The sequence below is a fragment of the Devosia sp. Root413D1 genome (assembly GCF_001425235.1).
Classification (GTDB): Bacteria; Pseudomonadota; Alphaproteobacteria; order Rhizobiales; family Devosiaceae; genus Devosia_A.
In genome coordinates this window covers 398,205-413,901 of record NZ_LMEA01000001.1, presented here as the reverse complement: position 1 = coordinate 413,901, position 15,697 = coordinate 398,205, and the positions used below count along the sequence as shown (strand labels likewise).

The following is a 15,697-nucleotide window of genomic DNA, read 5'->3' as shown; positions in this document are numbered from 1 at the left end:
GGGAGACGCAAGAACCAAAACCTGCAGCTATCGCCTCCCTCCCCCTTGTGGGGAGGGCAGCAAAGCTTGTGAGCGAAGCGAACTAGCGGCGCTGGGTGGGGGCGGTCTCACGCTTGCGGGCCAGCCGCGCATCCGCCATATCTCGCCGCATGACCAGCTCCGTCTCCGCCCGCCCCGACGTCCAGTCGCTGCAATCCTCGCTGATCCGCGATGTCGCCAATGCCGGGATGGGCCGGACCGACGTGCTGCCGTTCTGGTTCGGCGAGTCCGACCAGCCGACGCCGCGCTTCATTCGTGAGGCGGCGATGGCGTCATTGGCCGAGGGCGAGACGTTCTACTCACAGAATCTCGGCCGGCCATATCTCAGGCAGGCGATCGCCGGCTACCTCAGCGAGCTGCACGACACGACCGTCGCGCCGGGCCGCATCGCGGCGGTGGGGTCAGGCGTCTCGGGGCTGATGATCGCGGCGCAGATGGTGCTGTCACCCGGCGACCGGGTGGTGGCCGTAACACCGCTCTGGCCCAATATCGTCGAGATCCCCAAGATTCTCGGTGCCGAGGTGGTGCGGGTACCGCTGACAATCAGGAACGGCAAGTGGTCGCTCGATCTCGACCGGCTGCTCGCAGCGCTGACCCCGGACACCCGGCTCGCCATCATCAACTCGCCGAACAACCCGACCGGCTGGACCATCGAGGAAGATGAAGTCGACGCGGTGCTGGCGCATTGCCGCAGGCACGGTATCTGGGTGCTGAGCGACGATGTCTACGAGCGGCTGGTGCATGACCCGCGGCGCCGCTCGGCTCCGTCGTTCCTCCGCCGCTATCAGACCGGCGACCGGATCATCTCGGTCAACAGCTTCTCGAAAGCCTGGTCGATGACCGGCTGGCGCGTCGGTTGGCTGGCAACGCCAGAGACGCTGTCGAACGATCTCACCAAGGTCATCGAGTACAACACCTCGTGCATCCTCGAGCCGGTGCAGCGCGCCGCGACGGCTGCGCTGACCGATGGCGAGCCGACGGTCACGAAGCTTCGGGCCGAGCTCACTGCCACGCGAACCCTCCTGGTCGCCGAGCTGAACCGCATCCCCGGCGTCGTCATCCCCGATGCCGGCGGCGCGATGCATGTGTTCTTCCGCATCGAAGGCTATCCCGACACGCTGGGGCTGGCGAAGCGCCTGGTCGAGGCAGCGGGGCTCGGCCTCGCGCCGGGCGGCGCGTTCGGGGTGGAAGGTGACGGGTGGCTCCGCTGGTGCCACGCCGTTGAGCCGGACAAGCTCCGCGACGGGGTTGGCCGGCTGAGGAGTTTTCTGGGGCGCTGAGCTCGAGGCTCAACGAGTCGGCGTATTGCCACCGGCCACGGTGACTGCTGACCCCCACCCCTGTCCCCTCCCCCTAAACATGGGGAGGGAGACCAAAGCGCTGGCATCGAGGTCGTCGTCTCCCTCCTTGTTTAGGGGGAGGGATCAAGGGGGGTTAGCCCGAACCGGCGCCAGAGATTCCACCCGTTGCCGTCTCACCTTCGAGATGAACCGTAGCCATTACGGATTGGCCAATTGCCCGAACTGCGCGCCGTGCAGCCGGGCGTAGGCACCCTCCTTGCCGAGCAGCTCGGCATGGGTTCCCTGTTCGACGATCCCTTCGCTGCTTACCACCACGATACGGTCGGCATTGCGGATGGTGGCCAGCCGATGCGCCACCACCAGGGTGGTACGGCCCTCCGACAGCGCGGCCAGCGCCTGCTGGATGGCATATTCGGTGGCGGTATCGAGGGCGGAGGTCGCTTCATCAAGGATGAGGATCGGCGGGTTTTTCAAAAAGATGCGGGCAATGGCGAGACGCTGCTTCTGGCCGCCCGACAGTTTTACGCCGCGTTCGCCGGTCGGGGTATCGAGCCCATCGGGGAGTGACAGCACGAACTCGTCGAGCGAGGCGCGACTGAGCGCATCCATTACTTCGTCGTCGCTGGCGCCGAGGCGGCCATAGGCGACGTTCTCGCGGATGGTCGAGCCGAACAGGAAGACGTCCTGCTGAACGATGCCGATCTGGCTGCGCAGCGAGGCCTGCGTCATGTCGCGGATATCGACGCCGTCGACGGTGATGCCACCAGCCGTGACGTCATAGAAGCGCGGCAACAGCGAGCAGATGGTGGTCTTGCCGGCGCCGGACGGGCCCACGAAGGCGACGGTCTCACCGGCCGCGATAGTGAGGGTCAGCCCATCGAGCACCTTGTCCTTCGAAGCCGGATCGCCCGAATAGGCAAAGCTCACATCCTTGTAGACGATATCGCCCTTGAGGCCCTCGACCGCCCTGGCGCCCGGCCGGTCGGCAGTGTCGGGCTCGGTATCGATCAGCGTGGTGAAGCGGCGGAAGCCGGCAATACCCTTGGGGTAGCTCTCGAGCACCGAGGTGATCTTGTCGATTGGCCGGAAGAACACGTTGACCAGGAGAAGGAAGCTGACGAAGCCGCCATAGCTGAGCTCGCCGGCGATGACGAACCAGGTCCCGGCGACCATCACCACCAGCTGCACGAAGCGGGTGCTGAAATAGCTCAGCGCAATCGACGCCGTCATGATGGCATAGGCGCTGAGCTTGGTGGCGCGATAGCCTTCGTTGTTCTTGGCGAACAGCCCGCGCTCATAATCCTCATTGGCGAACGCCTTCACCACGCGGATGCCACCGACGCTCTCCTGGACGCGGGTGTTGAAATCGCCGACCTGGCGGAACAGCTGCTGCCAGGTGGTGGTCATCCGCGCCCCGTAGCGGCTCACCAGCCAGGTCATCAGCGGCACGATGATGGTGGTGAGCAGCGCCAGTTGCCAGTGCACGGTGAACATCAGAAGGAACGCGCCGATGAAAGTCATCACCGCAATGAACAGGTCCTCGGGGCCGTGATGGGCCACCTCCCCCACCTCTTCGAGATCCTTGGTGACGTGGGTGATCAGCTGGCCGGTCTTGTTGTTGTCGAAATAGCGAAAGCTCAGCTTCTGGATGTGGTCGAAAGCCTGCCGGCGCATATCGGTCTCGATCGAGATGCCGAGCGCGTGCCCCCAGTAGTTGACGATGGCCGAGAGCACGGTGTTGAGCGCGAACACCCCGAGCAGCAGCGCTGCCGTTGCGGCGATCAGCCCCCAGTTCTGCCCCGGCAGCAGGTCGTCGACGAACAGTTTTACCGCCAGCGGAAAGCCGAGCTCGAGGACACCGGCGAGCACGGCACAGCCGAAATCGAGAAAGAACAGGTGCTTGTAGGGGGCGTAATAGGCAAAGAACCGGCGCAGCATGAAACTTGTCCGCAGAACTCAGAATATAGGGGGTAGCGCATAGGCCGGTTCAGCCGGGCTGTCCACTCGGGCGGGATGTTCCACGTGAATCCACGGGATGCCTGGCAGCCGGGGGAGACTACGCCCCGCCAGTACCGGTGGCGGTGACGGTCTTCGGTTCCACCGCCATGGGTCCCACGAGCCTGGGATCGCTCGCCAGATCGAGCAGCTGGCGGACCGCATCCCGGCTCATCGGCCTCGCGATCAGGAAGCCCTGGGCCTCGGTGTAATCCAGCGCGCGCACGTTTCTCAGCTGCTCCGCTGTCTCGATGCCCTCGGCGGTGGTCACAATTCCCATGCGCCGCCCGATGCTCGCGACCGCCCCCAGGATGATGTGAGCCCCCGCCGTGTTGTCCAGAGCGCGAACGAACGAACCATCGATCTTGATCTTGTCGAAGGGAAACGCCAGCAGGTAGTTGAGCGCCGAGAAGCCAGTGCCGAAATCGTCGAGCGCCACCTTGAGCCCGAGCGCGTGCAGTTGGTGCAGGATATCGAGGTTCGTCTCGCTCTGCTCGAGGAACAGCGTCTCGGTGATCTCGACCTCGACCCGATTCGCCGCCAGGCCGCTTGCGGCCAGTGCATTGCTCAGCACGTCGATGAGGCTGCCCCGTTCGAACTGCACCGTCGAGACGTTCACCGCGATCCGCATCGATGCCGGCCATCTGGCAGCTTCGGTAAAGGCCTCGCGGATCACCCACTCGCCGATCGGCATGATCAGGCCGAGCTCCTCGGCCAGGGGTACGAAATCGCCTGGCAGAATCAGACCCTCGGTCGGATGGCGCCAACGCAGCAGAGCCTCGAAGCCGACGATCTTCTGGGCCGCGAGGTTGAGCACCGGCTGGTAGAACAGCTCTAACTCCCCGTTGGCGAGGGCGCGCCGCAGGTCGTGCTCCATGCTGGAGCGGGCACTCAGCGTCTGCGCCAGGCCAGGCTCGAAGAAACTGTAGCCGCCGCGGCGTCCCCGCTTGATCGAGTACAGCGCCAGGTCGCCGCTCTTGAGCAGCGCGTCGGCCCCTGCACCGTCCTCGGGCGCCAGAGCGATGCCGATACTCACGCCCACCAGCACGGCGTGGTCGTCGATATCGAAAGGCCGCCGGATCGCATCGAGGATGGTGCGGGCCAAAACGAGTGCGCTGTCCCGCGTTCCACCGGGAAGCAGCACGGCGAATTCGTCGCCGCCCATGCGCCCAACGACACCTGCCCCGGCGGTGCAATCGGAAAGGCGCGCCGCAACCTGCCGCAGCAGCTTGTCACCGCTGGCATGACCCATCGAATCGTTGATCGCCTTGAACCCGTCGAGATCGAGGCAAAGCACCGCAAAGCCAGCGCCAGAGCCGAGCGTCTCGAACGCCTGCCCCAGCCGCTGGTAGAAGAAGTTGCGGTTCGGCAGTCCGGTGAGCGCATCGTGGTAGGCTTGGTGAGCGAGCTCGGCCTGCATGCTGTGCAGCTCGGTGATGTCCTTGTGCATGGTCACCCAGCCGCCATCGGCCATCGCCTTGTGGGCGACAGACATCACCCGGCCGTTGGCGAGCTGGTGGACCGCCGACGAACTCACCCCTTCCGTCGCCACGAGCAGCCGCTCGCGCACATAGGCCACCGGATCGTCACCGCCGGAGGTGCCGGCGGCGATGCGCGCCTTGAGGATGGTGACCAGATGCGTGCCGACCCGTCCCAGGTGGCGCGGCAGGTTGTACATCTCGAGATACTGATGGTTGCAGACCACCAGCCGCTGGCGCGCATCGAACATGGCAAGGCCCTGCGACATGTTCTCGAGCGCGGTGAGAAAGCGCAAGTTCTGGGTCCTGAGCTTCTGCCGGCTCCGCGTCAGCTGCGCGGTACGCGTCTCGATCTCGGCTTCGAGCCCGACCTGGAACGCCGTCAGCTCGCCGATCATCAGCTCCATCGAGCGGTCGGTGCGGCTGCGGTCCAGCTCGGCTTCCTCGTAGGCTGCCGTGACCAGCCTTTCGAGCGCCACCAGGTCGAGCTGACCGGCGGCGTCCGTCGCTTTCTCGAGCTGCCGGTCAAACAGCTTGCGCAATGGTCAGGCCGCCTCTTCGCTCAACACGGTCACCGTCATGGTCTGGTTGTGCAGCTGACAGAAGCCGGACTCTTCGTCGGGGGAAATCTCGCCGTAGGAATAGAATCCGACCGGCAGACAGTGTTCCGACAACTCGGCTGTCGCTGCCTCGATCTCCTCGTCGATCCGCTGGCCCATCAGCAGGCGTCGCCCGATGCAGCTCACGAAGATCGCGGCGCTCTGGGTATCGGGGGCCGACCCGGCGTCCAGCACCGCCCGCTGGGTGGCTTCGGCCGCCCCGGCGCAAAGCCGATGGAAATTGCCGCGCATCAGCTGGGCTGACCAGCCGGTCGGCATATCGCCGGCAAAGGTCATGGACCCGGCCTCCTGATCGACCGAAAGAATGGTCCGGACCACACTACGCTCGGGATGCCGCGGGTCGAAGATGCGCAGCGGGAAGAGCAGCGCCGAGCCCGGCAGGTTCTGGCTCTCCTCGGGACCGAGATACAGCTTGTAGAGGTCGAGCGCCGGCTTGCCGTCGACCTCGTGCAGCACATTGCCGTCGGCGCGGGTGATCCGCCGCATCGGCCCGAACACATCCCAGCCGCCGGCACTGCCATGGCCGATGCGGATCGCATCGCCATAGAAGCCGACCGCGGCGATCGCATTGGGCATCGGCGGGCCATCGCAGCCGACGAGGGTCTCGACAAAGTCGGCGCCGTCGCCGGCGAGGCCGCCGCTCACCGGTACGCCACGGCCTACCGCATCGACGATACCCTCGACCAGCGCGCTGCCATTGACGTGCAGCCCATCGGACAGGACGAACACCCCGGCAAGACCGTCGCCCTTGAGGCCGGCGCCGATTGCCTGGCCGGTGGCGCGCGAGTCGGCGGCTCCGGCGATATCGGCGCGCATGACGCGCAGCGTGGTGGCGTCGAAATCGAGCGCCAGGGCACAGGCCATATCGTCGCTGACATCGGTGCCGGCAAGCTGGCCGCCGGTCGAGCACCCCAGGACATGTGCCTCGGGGAAGCGCTGGCGCAGGCTGTCGTAGAGCGCGCCATCGGCGAGCATCTGCCGGGTGCCGAAGTAAAACACCAGCCCCGCCCGCTCGAGGCCGCCCGGGCTCTCCGACCAGCGCGAAGCATCATGCCAAAACAGTTGCGAGGCCCGCATATCGCTTTCTCCCAACAGCAGCGAGGCGACCGATTGTCCGCAGTAAACCTTAACACTTCGACGACTTGTCGAACTTGCTTTGCTTGTATGGCGCAACTACCAACAACTACCGAGGGCGCAAACCTGCCATGTACCATTGCGCTGGACGTGGATGGCGCACGGGTCTCTTAGGCCGCTTATCGCCTCGTTGCTGGGTAAGCCCGAGTTTACGACGCAAGCCAAGCGGTTCAGCGGAGATAGCGACCGACCTTGCTGTTGAGCAGCGCCACCAGCTCGGGCGCCATGAAGGCGTAGTCGTCGGGAATACCGAGGACGATGACGCGTTTGCCTTTCAAATGTTGGCGAAACTGCTTGCCGAGCTTGTTGCGATGCGACGCCTCCATCACAAAGATGAGGTCGGCCCATTCGATCTGTTCGGGCGACAGCCGAACGATTGCATCGTTGTCGAGACCCGCGGAGTCGGTTTCTACGTTCGGCCAGATCGCGAAGACCGCCTCTGCGGTCGGGCTGCGCAGGCGATTGCCGCTGCAGATGAAAAGGGCGTTCTTCACTGCTGAATATCCGTCGCCGGCCCGGTGGCCGCCCTCGGTTCAGCCGGACCGTCCACCCGGTGGGCGAAGCCACCGTGCCGAATGAAATGCAGCACCTGCCGCTGGACCTCGGGCACGCGCATGATGAAGCTGTGGGTTGCCGGGACGACAAGATGGTCTCGCATGCCGTCGACTCGCGTGCGTTCGACCGAAACGCGGCCGTCGTGCGGCCGCGGCAGCAGCAGGTTGCCGAGCAGGTACGGCCAACCTGTCGCACCGGCGATGATGCCCAGCTCGAAGTCGGGGCTCGTTCGCCAGATGCCGCTGCGGTGGCTGGTGGTCAACTGTTGGCCGGCCGGACCATAGAGCCAGCGGTAGGGCGGCAATGGCGCGAGAAAGTCCGCGACCTCGCTGCCGGCACTGGGCGGCGCCAGCATCACCACCCGGCCGATCCTGGCGTGGGTCGGGCGATCACCAAGCAGCAGCTGTCTCGCAACCAGTCCGCCCATCGAATGAGTGACGAAATGCAGTTTCGGCGCATCCCAGGCGCCCGCGGCGGCAAGCTGCTGCCCAACGATGTCGGCCAGCCCGGCAAGGTCATGACGTCGGGACGGGTAGTCGAGGTTCAGCGTGCAATAGCCGGCGCCGCGGATAGCGGCCTTGATCGGCCGCATGCTGCGGCTGGTCCGGGCGATGCCGTGCAGCAGCACGACGAGCATCGAACCACCAGCAAAAGGTCAACCCGGGCCGGCGTGGAATGCATCGGTTTGGCCGCCGGAGTTACCCCCGGCGGCCTCAGTGTTACTCGTCGCGGAGCTTGACGAGGTCGTTCATCAGGCCTGCCGTACCGTTGTGGATGGTCAGGCGCTCGACCTTGCCGGCGATTTCCGACAGCGCCTCGAGCTCCTTGAGCCGCAGCATTACCGGGTTCTCGGCCATCACCCGCGCGGTGTTGAGCAGCGAACGGGTGGCGTTCGTCTCCTCGCGCCGGCGGATGATGTTCGCCTCGGCTTCCTTCTCGGCCGCGACAACCTTGTTGAGGATGTCGCGCATCTCACCGGGCAGGATCACGTCCTTGACCGCGATCTCACCGACCGAGAGACCAATCGCCGCCATCTGCGTCCGCACCTCGGCAATCGCCTCGGCCTCGGCCGTCACCTTGTCGGCAAGGATCTCGTCGAGGCTCTTCAAACCCAGCGACTTGCGGAACGCAAACTGCAGGGCGCGGTAGAGCGCGTCGGCAAAATCCTTGACGGTGGTCGCGGCCTTCACCGCATCCACCACCTGGTACTCGGCGGCGAGGTTCACCCGGAGCGTGACACGGTCACGCGTCAGGATTTCCTGGCCGGTCACGTCGAGCGACTGGCGGCGCAGATCGATGACCTTCACCGCAACCTTGCGGGTCACCGCCCAGAACATGTGCGCGCCCGCCTCGAGCTCGCGGACGAACTTGCCGTCGACGAACAGCAGGCCGACATGGCCCTCGGCGACATCGACCGAAGTGACCAGGGTGAGCCTCGCCACAGCGGTCAGGCGCTTCTGCACCTTGTCCGGCACGGCGAGATCACCCGCGACATCGAAGCGCTCGGTGGTCCAGGGACCAGCTTCGGTCCAGTAGACCGCACGCTCCTCCGGCTTCAGCACGGCATGGAGGCGCTGGTCGCGAGACACCACGACCACCTCGTCGGCGCCGGCGCGGATCTCAGTCAGGTACTCTTCCGCCACCTCAGCGTGGTCGCGGAACAGCGCCTTGTCGAAGATCGAGACGAACTCCGGACGTGCGAGATCGTGCCATTCGATCTCCAACCGGCCGCGGTCAGCCCGCAGCACGTGCTCGCCCGGGGTGAGGACCCCACGGAACTTGCCCTTGTACAGCGTAATGACGCGCTGGTTTTCCTTGACGATCAGACGCTGCACACCGCGCACCCGATCCAGAATTTCGATCACCATGGTCGTCCTCCTTGTAACGTCTCTAGGTCATGCCCTGAGCTCGTCCCTCACTGGTTTGGGCCAGCTGGCCCGGTGGTTCGCCGGCTCGCACCCTGCGGGACCGGTCGAATGGCAGCGGAGCGTTTTCAGGAAAAGTTGAGAGACTTTTCCGGTTCGAAAGCGCGACCACTCAAATTCAGGTTCCGGGGCGGCCGACCGACCAGGGGTGCGGGCAGGCCGGCGAGCGGGATGTCGATGGGAACGGCGAAGCCATGGCGCAAACGAGTGCGCGGGCCGGGCCAGAACCATGTTCATCCTTCAGCCGGCGCCGGAGCACCCCTCGAAGGGCGGTTCCGGCTTTTGGCAGCGCGGGCTTTCGCCTCTGCTGCCGCGACCGCCCCCGCAGGACCGGCCCCAGAACCCTTAGTCTCAATAACCAGCACCCTAAGCTGGCGGCCCTTTTGAAGGACCGTGATGGAGGGAATCGAACCCTCTACCGTCAGATTACAAGTCTGATGCTCTACCCAAATGAGCTACATCTTGGAGCACATGACGGGAATCGAACCCGCGACCTCCGGATCGCTCCGGCGCTCTGCCAGGCTGAGCTACATGCGCAATCCCGGTTTCCGGTGGCCGGCGGTACACGGGGAGGCAAGGCCATCCGCGCCAGGCGAGAGCTCACGAGCTCGACCCTTTGCCAGTCACCGGCACGTCGCCGGGAGCGGGCGTTTAGGCCTGTTGCTGGAGGGGGGCAAGCAGCAATTTCTTACGTAACTTGCGGTACGGCAGTTGCGAGACATTTATGCAACAACAGCTAACGATGCGTACTTGGCGGTACGCAATGGCGGCAACTATTTCAGCCGGCGGGCCACTTCATTGCTGAGAAAGCTCAAGTCATCGGGCGCGAGCCGGCCGATATCGCGGGCGAGGCGGTTGGCGAGCTCGGTGGCTTCCGGCGACATGCCGGCGGTGTCGATGGTGATTTTCGGATCGCTCATTTCGGCGAGGCGCTGCAATTCCTCGGCGTCGTCCCAGATGACGTTGAAATAGGCGATGATCTTCTGCAGCAGCGCAAAGGTCGGCTTGCCGCGGCGGCCATGCTCGAGCGCACTAAGATAGGCGCTCGAGACCCGCAGCGCCTTGGCCATGTCCTTGAGGGTCAGCCCACGTTCTTCGCGCATGGCGCGCAGTTTGAGGCCCAGTGGTGTCATCGGTAATCCCGCTCTCGCCGCAAGCGAACATAGAAGGCGCCATCACCGCCATGCCCCTGGGCCGCGGTATCCCAGCCGGCAACCAGCGGGGCGAGGTTGGGCTCGGACAGCCAGACCGGCAGCATGGCGCGCAGCACACCGCGCTCGACAATCACCGCCGCATCGTCGCCGAGCTTTTTCAGCCCCTTGCCGGTGATCACCAGGAGGGTGCGATCGCCGCGCGCCGAGCGGGCATGGATGAAGCGGGTCAGCGCCGCATGGGCTTCGACCTGGCGCATGCCGTGCAGGTCAATCGTGCCATCGATCTCCTCGCGGCCGCGCTGCAGGCGCTGCTTCAGATTGGGCTCGATCCCCGGCCGCGGGGCCTTCTTGCCCGGCCGGCCATCGGATTGATATGGCGCCATAGCAGGCAACAACCGGTGCCGTTTGGGCACCGGCGGCGCCGGAATCGGCAGCGGCTCGGATTCGAGATTGACTATGGGGCGTGGTGGGCGCAGCGGCGACACCGTCTGCGACACTTCGAGCCAAAGGTGCCAGTCGGGGAGCTGGCCCTTTCCATCCGACCGGCGCTTGGCCATCGCATCGCCCCCGAGCGCGGCCTGCTATTCGAGCTGGCTGGTGGCGACGAGCTTCCAGTTCGGATCGCGCGACTTGGGGTTGCGCGCAAAGGTCCATTCGTCGGCGATGTTGGTGACCTGGTCGGCATTGCCCTCGAGCAGGTTGCCGTCCTTGTCGCGGGTGGCGGAAACCACCTCGGCGTGGAAGCGGATGGTGACATTGGCGGCGCGCTTGTCGAGCTCGGCGTCCGAGATCTCGACCTTGGGCAGGCCGACGAAAGTGAAGTCGACCTTATGGCCAGCGGTCTCACGGTCCTTGATCACCCGCTCGAAGCCGTCATAAACGTCCTTTTCGAGCAGGTTCTTCAGCGTCTGGCGGTCACCGGCGGCGAAGGCCGTAACGATCATCTCGTAAGCGGATTTGGCGCCTTCCATGAAGCTCTTGGGCGAAAAGCTCGGGTCGGCGTCGGCAACCGCCTTGAGCCCGGCCGCTACCTTCTCGTCGCCATGCGCGAACTGAGTAACCTCGGCCTCGAGCTTGCGGGCAGCACGCGCCTGATCCTCATCGGTCTCGGGCGCCGGGCGCGGCCGCATCTGCACGACGTTCTCTTCCCCGGCTTTTGCCGGCGCGGCCTCGCGCTGCGGCGTCCGCTCGCGGCCCGTGCGGGTGCCAAGCACCTGACGCAGGCGGAACAGCACGACGATCGCCAGACCAATGACGATGAGCGTGGGGATATCGAAGAATTCATCCATCGGACGTGCTACTCGCGCCAGAGAAAGGGGGGCGCCCGGCTCGCGGAGCCAGGAATGTGCCCTATATATAGGGAAACGCTCAGCCGGAAACCAGTTCACGTTTGGCTGAGGGGCCCGCTGAGGCCTTTATGACGCAGCGCTTTCGAAAGGGTTACCCCATTGGGCCGCCTGTTGTTCCTGTTCTTCCTCGTGGTGCCGTTGATCGAGATCGCGTTCTTCGTGGTGATCGGCAATGCCATCGGGCTATGGCCGACGCTGGCCGGCGTGGTGCTGACGGCGCTGATCGGCTCGCTGGTGATCCGCATGCAGGGGCTGTCGCTGCTCAACGAGATGCGCTCGACCGTCGGGCGCGGCCAGTTGCCGGCCCGCGCCCTGGCCGATGCGATGATGATCGGCTTCGCGGGCCTCTTGCTGCTGTTGCCCGGCTACTTTTCCGACCTCGTCGGCATCCTCTTGCTGATCCCGCCGGTGCGTTCGGCAATCTACGCGTTCCTCAAGTCGCGGGTCACCGTGGTAACGACGACCACCGGGGCCGGCCCTGGCTTTACCCAGCGGCGTGTCGACGACGGCACGATCGACCTCGATTCCGATGAGTGGCGGCCGCGCTGAGGCCGGAATGCTTGTGGCTCGGGGCCAAAGGTGCTAGCCAGCCGGCCACCGAAAGCTCGAGGAATTTTCGACTATGGCTGACCAGACCCCGCCCGAAGCCGCACCCGCGAACGCCGGCACGGCGCCCAGCTACAGCCTCGTTGGGCAGTACACCCGCGACCTGAGTTTCGAGAACCCGGGCGCACCCGGCTCGGTGATGCTCGGCGGCACCAACCCCAACTTCACCGTCGGCATCAATGTCGGCGTCAAGAAGCAGGCCGACGACCTCTATGCGGTCGAAATCAGCCTCAACGCCAAGGCCGAGCGCGACAAGACCGTGCTGTTCAATGTCGAGCTGGTCTATGGCGGGGTGTTCCGGGTCAAGAACGTGCCCGAGCAGCAGCTGCCGGCCCTGTTGATGGTCGAATGCCCGCGGATGATCTTCCCGTTCGCCCGCCATGTGCTGGCCACCATCGTCCAGCTCGGCGGCTTCCCGCCGCTGATGATGGAGCCGGTGGATTTTCAGGCGCTCTACATCCAGAACGTCCGCAACCTGCAGGCCCAGCAGGCCGCCAACACGCAGCCGAACTAGTCTGGCTGGAGGCCAGCAGCCAGTGGGTTGGTGGCGCTGCGCGGTACGCACAGTTCTTGCCCCACCCACGGTGTCATCCCCGCGAAAGCGGGGACCTCCATTTGAGATGGTGCCGCAAGCAAGAAGACAGAGCTTACCGCTTTCGCGGGAATGACCCGGTGGCTGGGGCACGGCCATAGCTTAGGACGTATGGGCGTTTGCCTGGGCCCAAGCCTATTCGGCTGCCACCTGCTCGGTGGGATAATTGCTCCACAACGCGTCGGCGCCCAGCGTGCCCAGAAGTTTCAGATGCGCGGCGAACTCGCTATCGCTGAGACGGGACGGCAGCGGCACCGGTCGCTGCCGCGCCGGCACGATGGTGACAGCAATGCCGGGCTCGACATGCGTTTCGGCCACCAGCGCCAGCGCCACCTGCCGGCCACCGATCAGCTCCAGATAGACATCGGCGAGGATCTCGCTGTCGAGCAGCGCGCCGTGCAGCACGCGCTTCGAATTGTCGATGCCATAGTGCTTGCAGAGCGCATCGAGGCTGACCCGGGCACCCGGATGACGCTCGCGCGCCACCATCACGGTATCGATCACCTCGTTGGTGAGACTGGGGCGGCCGAGCTTTTCGAGCTCGTAGTTGAGAAACCCCATATCGAACGGCGCGTTGTGGATGACCAGCGTCGCATCGGTGATGAACTCGAGGAAGCGGTCCACCTCGGCCCGGAACAGCGGCTTGTCGCGCAGGAACTCGGTCGACAGCCCGTGCACCCGGAACGCCTCGTCCGGCACGTCGCGCTCGGGATTGAGGTAGATGTGGAAGTGCCGCCCGGTCGGGATGTGGTTGATCAGCTCGACGCAGCCGATCTCGACGATGCGGTCGCCGGTCACCGGAGACAGGCCGGTGGTTTCGGTATCGAGGACGATCTCGCGGGTCATCTGGCCTGAGCTTCTTGACGCAGCCTCTGCACCAGTTCGGCAACCCTCTCTCGGGTCGCATCGATGGTATCGGAGGTGTCGATTATGTAGGTGGCGCGTTTCACCTTTTCAGCCTGCGGCAGCTGTCGGGCAAGGATGGCCTCGAGCTTTTCCACCGTCATCCCCGGCCGGGCCAGAGCCCGCCGGCGCTGCTCGGCTTCGTCGACTACCGTGACGATCACCGCATCGAGGCCCCAGTCGACGCCGTTCTCGAACAGCAGCGGGATATCGACCACCGCAATTGCTTCGCCGCGTGCCGCGGCATCGGAAAGAAACGACCTGATCCGCGCCCGCACCAGCGGATGAACGATGGCCTCGAGCTCCTGCAACCGCTGGGGATGACCGATCAGCTGCCGGCTGAGTCTTTCACGATCGATGACGCCATCGACGCTGACCCCGGGGAAGGCCGCTTCGACCGGGGCCACTGCCGCCCCACGATAGAGCTCGTGCACCGCCTCGTCGGACGAAAAGGTCGGCACCCCCAGATCGGCGAAAGCCTTGAGAGCAGTGGACTTGCCCGTGGCGATCGAACCGGTAAGGCCGAGCTTCAGCATCAGAGCGTCGCCTCGATCCTTGCCCGCAGCGCCGGCGTCACCACCGGGCGCACGCCGAACCAAGCGGCAAAGCCCGGAACCGCCTGATGCAGCAGCATGCCGAGGCCATCGACGGTGCGGAGCCCCAGGGCTTTGGCATCGGCGAGCAGCGGGGTCACCAACGGCACGTAGACGATATCGGTGACGAGCGCGGTCCGTGGCAGCAGCGTTAAGTCGAGATCCTCGAAGCGGGTGTCGTGCATGCCGATCGAGGTGGTGTTGACCACGAGGCCGGCGCCGGGAGCGTAACGGGCATAGTCGGCGAGCGCGCCCGGAACGAATGGCCCAGAGATTTCCGTCGCCAATGCCGCGGCCTTTTCCGGCGTGCGGTTGAGCAGCACGATTTCGGGCACGCCCTGCTCCCGCAGCGCCACGAGGATGGCGCGGGCTGCTCCGCCGGCGCCGAACACGATGGCGCGCTCGAGCCCCTGAGCCCAGCCGGCGGCGTTCTGATCGAGATTGCCGAGAAAGCCCATATAGTCGGTATTGAACCCGTGGATCCGGCCATCGGGCTGACGCACCAGAGTGTTGGCCGCGCCGATGGTCCTGGCCAGCGGATCGACGCTGTCGCAGAGCGCGAACACCGCTTCCTTGTGCGGGATGGTGACGTTGCCGCCGACAAACTCGCCTTGGCGCAGCCGCTCGACAAAGGCCGGCAGATCCTCCGGCGCGACGTCGATCGCCTCGTAGCTGCCATCGATGCCATACTCGGCCAGCCACGTACCGTGGATCAGCGGCGAGCGGGAGTGCTTGATCGGATGGCCGATGACGAAGGCTTTTTTCACGTGAATCACTGGCTCAGGGTTTCCGGCGCATGCTGACGCAAGGCCTGGAGAAGAGGCAACAGCGGCAGCCCCAGAATGGTGAAATAGTCGCCCTCGATCCGCTCGAACAACCGGATCGAGGGACCTTCGAGCCGGTAGGCGCCGACCGAGCCGAGAACATCGACCCCCTCCAGCGCAAGCACCAGGTCGCGCTCCGCCGCATCGAAGCGGCGCATGGTCAGCGCGGCGGTTTCCGTGCTCGACCACAGCAGACTGCCATTGGCGGCGAGCGCCACACCGGCGTGCAGATGGTGCGTTCGACCAGCCAGCCGATCGAGCTGCGCTGCCGCCGCGGCGAGGCTTTCCGGCTTGTGCAGCAGCTCGCCGTCCAGCGCCAGCACCTGATCGGCACCGATGACGATGCCCGGACGGGAGCCGGAAACGGCAAGTGCCTTGGCTTCGGCGAGGCGGCGCGCCACCTGCGGCGCAGCTCCGCCTTTCCCCAGCACATCGGCTTCGAGCGCTCGTTCGTCGATTGGCGCTGGACTCGTCTCGAATCGCAAGCCGGCTCCCGCCAGCAGGGCTTTTCGCGTTGGGCTCTTCGAAGCGAGGATCAGCATGGTCAGGGGTTTTCCACACTGTCCTTGTTCGCTCAAGTCCACCGGCGGTGGAAAAGCCGGCGAGGCCGGTGACCGGCCGAGTTCTCC

General features: G+C 65.3%; 16 protein-coding genes and 2 tRNA genes. 3 read left to right on the top strand and 15 right to left on the bottom strand.

All coding sequences use genetic code 11. The features are described from left to right. The first annotated feature begins 149 nt into the window (after positions 1-149). Entirely contained in the window at positions 150-1,319 is a 1,170-nt protein-coding gene (locus tag ASC89_RS02055; protein ID WP_055994174.1) for a pyridoxal phosphate-dependent aminotransferase, read from the top strand. Positions 1,320-1,538: 219 nt separating this feature from the next. Here the strand turns inward: ASC89_RS02055 and ASC89_RS02050 are convergent, their stop codons facing one another. From ASC89_RS02050 to ASC89_RS02000, 11 genes are all read right to left on the bottom strand, one after another. After that, a complete protein-coding gene (locus tag ASC89_RS02050) occupies positions 1,539-3,278 on the bottom strand; it encodes an ABC transporter ATP-binding protein (RefSeq protein ID WP_055994172.1) in 1,740 nt (579 codons plus the stop codon). Positions 3,279-3,396: 118 nt separating this feature from the next. After that, entirely contained in the window at positions 3,397-5,355 is a 1,959-nt protein-coding gene (locus ASC89_RS02045; protein WP_055994170.1) for a bifunctional diguanylate cyclase/phosphodiesterase, read from the bottom strand. A 3-nt stretch (positions 5,356-5,358) separates the two neighbouring features. Beyond that, positions 5,359-6,510: an FIST signal transduction protein gene (locus ASC89_RS02040; RefSeq protein WP_055994168.1), complete on the bottom strand. Its 1,152-nt coding sequence runs from the start codon at positions 6,508-6,510 to the stop codon at positions 5,359-5,361. A gap of 227 nt (positions 6,511-6,737) precedes the next feature. Next, a complete protein-coding gene (locus ASC89_RS02035) occupies positions 6,738-7,061 on the bottom strand; it encodes a low molecular weight protein tyrosine phosphatase family protein (RefSeq protein ID WP_055994166.1) in 324 nt (107 codons plus the stop codon). Beyond that, on the bottom strand, positions 7,058-7,759 hold the full coding sequence (locus tag ASC89_RS02030; protein WP_082533129.1) for an alpha/beta fold hydrolase: 702 nt from the start codon (positions 7,757-7,759) through the stop codon (positions 7,058-7,060). The genes ASC89_RS02035 and ASC89_RS02030 overlap by 4 nt, the downstream gene beginning before the upstream one ends. An 82-nt stretch (positions 7,760-7,841) precedes the next feature. Continuing rightward, a complete protein-coding gene (locus ASC89_RS02025; RefSeq protein WP_320410452.1) occupies positions 7,842-8,990 on the bottom strand; it encodes a slipin family protein in 1,149 nt (382 codons plus the stop codon). Positions 8,991-9,441: 451 nt separating this feature from the next. Next, positions 9,442-9,509 (bottom strand) — tRNA-Thr (locus ASC89_RS02020). 1 nt (position 9,510) lies between these two features. Further along, positions 9,511-9,584, bottom strand: a tRNA-OTHER gene (locus tag ASC89_RS02015). Positions 9,585-9,820: 236 nt separating this feature from the next. Then, complete coding sequence (locus ASC89_RS02010) at positions 9,821-10,180, bottom strand: helix-turn-helix domain-containing protein (protein WP_055874547.1); 360 nt, start codon at positions 10,178-10,180, stop codon at positions 9,821-9,823. Next, positions 10,177-10,758 (bottom strand): Smr/MutS family protein, encoded by a 582-nt coding sequence (locus tag ASC89_RS02005; protein ID WP_055994161.1) that lies wholly within the window; start codon positions 10,756-10,758, stop codon positions 10,177-10,179. Before ASC89_RS02005 ends, ASC89_RS02010 begins: the two co-directional genes overlap by 4 nt. A gap of 24 nt (positions 10,759-10,782) precedes the next feature. Then, positions 10,783-11,490, bottom strand: a complete 708-nt coding sequence (locus ASC89_RS02000) for a Tim44/TimA family putative adaptor protein (protein WP_055874565.1) — start codon at positions 11,488-11,490, stop codon at positions 10,783-10,785. A gap of 159 nt (positions 11,491-11,649) precedes the next feature. Here ASC89_RS02000 and ASC89_RS01995 point away from each other — a divergent pair, with 159 nt between their 5' ends. Beyond that, complete coding sequence (locus ASC89_RS01995) at positions 11,650-12,099, top strand: FxsA family protein (protein ID WP_156384465.1); 450 nt, start codon at positions 11,650-11,652, stop codon at positions 12,097-12,099. Positions 12,100-12,172: 73 nt separating this feature from the next. Continuing rightward, positions 12,173-12,670, top strand: coding sequence for a protein-export chaperone SecB (gene secB, locus ASC89_RS01990; RefSeq protein ID WP_055874567.1), 498 nt, complete (start codon positions 12,173-12,175; stop codon positions 12,668-12,670). A 213-nt stretch (positions 12,671-12,883) separates the two neighbouring features. Here the strand turns inward: secB and dnaQ are convergent, their stop codons facing one another. From dnaQ to ASC89_RS01970, 4 genes are read right to left on the bottom strand one after another with little or no spacing between them, the layout of a single operon-like run. After that, positions 12,884-13,594: a DNA polymerase III subunit epsilon gene (dnaQ, locus tag ASC89_RS01985; protein ID WP_055994159.1), complete on the bottom strand. Its 711-nt coding sequence runs from the start codon at positions 13,592-13,594 to the stop codon at positions 12,884-12,886. Further along, positions 13,591-14,187: a dephospho-CoA kinase gene (gene coaE / locus ASC89_RS01980; RefSeq protein WP_055994157.1), complete on the bottom strand. Its 597-nt coding sequence runs from the start codon at positions 14,185-14,187 to the stop codon at positions 13,591-13,593. Before coaE ends, dnaQ begins: the two co-directional genes overlap by 4 nt. After that, the gene (locus ASC89_RS01975) at positions 14,187-15,011 is read right to left on the bottom strand and encodes a shikimate dehydrogenase (RefSeq protein ID WP_055994924.1); all 825 of its coding nucleotides are present in this window, start codon (positions 15,009-15,011) and stop codon (positions 14,187-14,189) included. Before ASC89_RS01975 ends, coaE begins: the two co-directional genes overlap by 1 nt. A gap of 5 nt (positions 15,012-15,016) precedes the next feature. Continuing rightward, complete coding sequence (locus ASC89_RS01970; protein WP_055994155.1) at positions 15,017-15,610, bottom strand: nucleoside triphosphate pyrophosphatase; 594 nt, start codon at positions 15,608-15,610, stop codon at positions 15,017-15,019. Positions 15,611-15,697 lie beyond the last annotated feature (87 nt).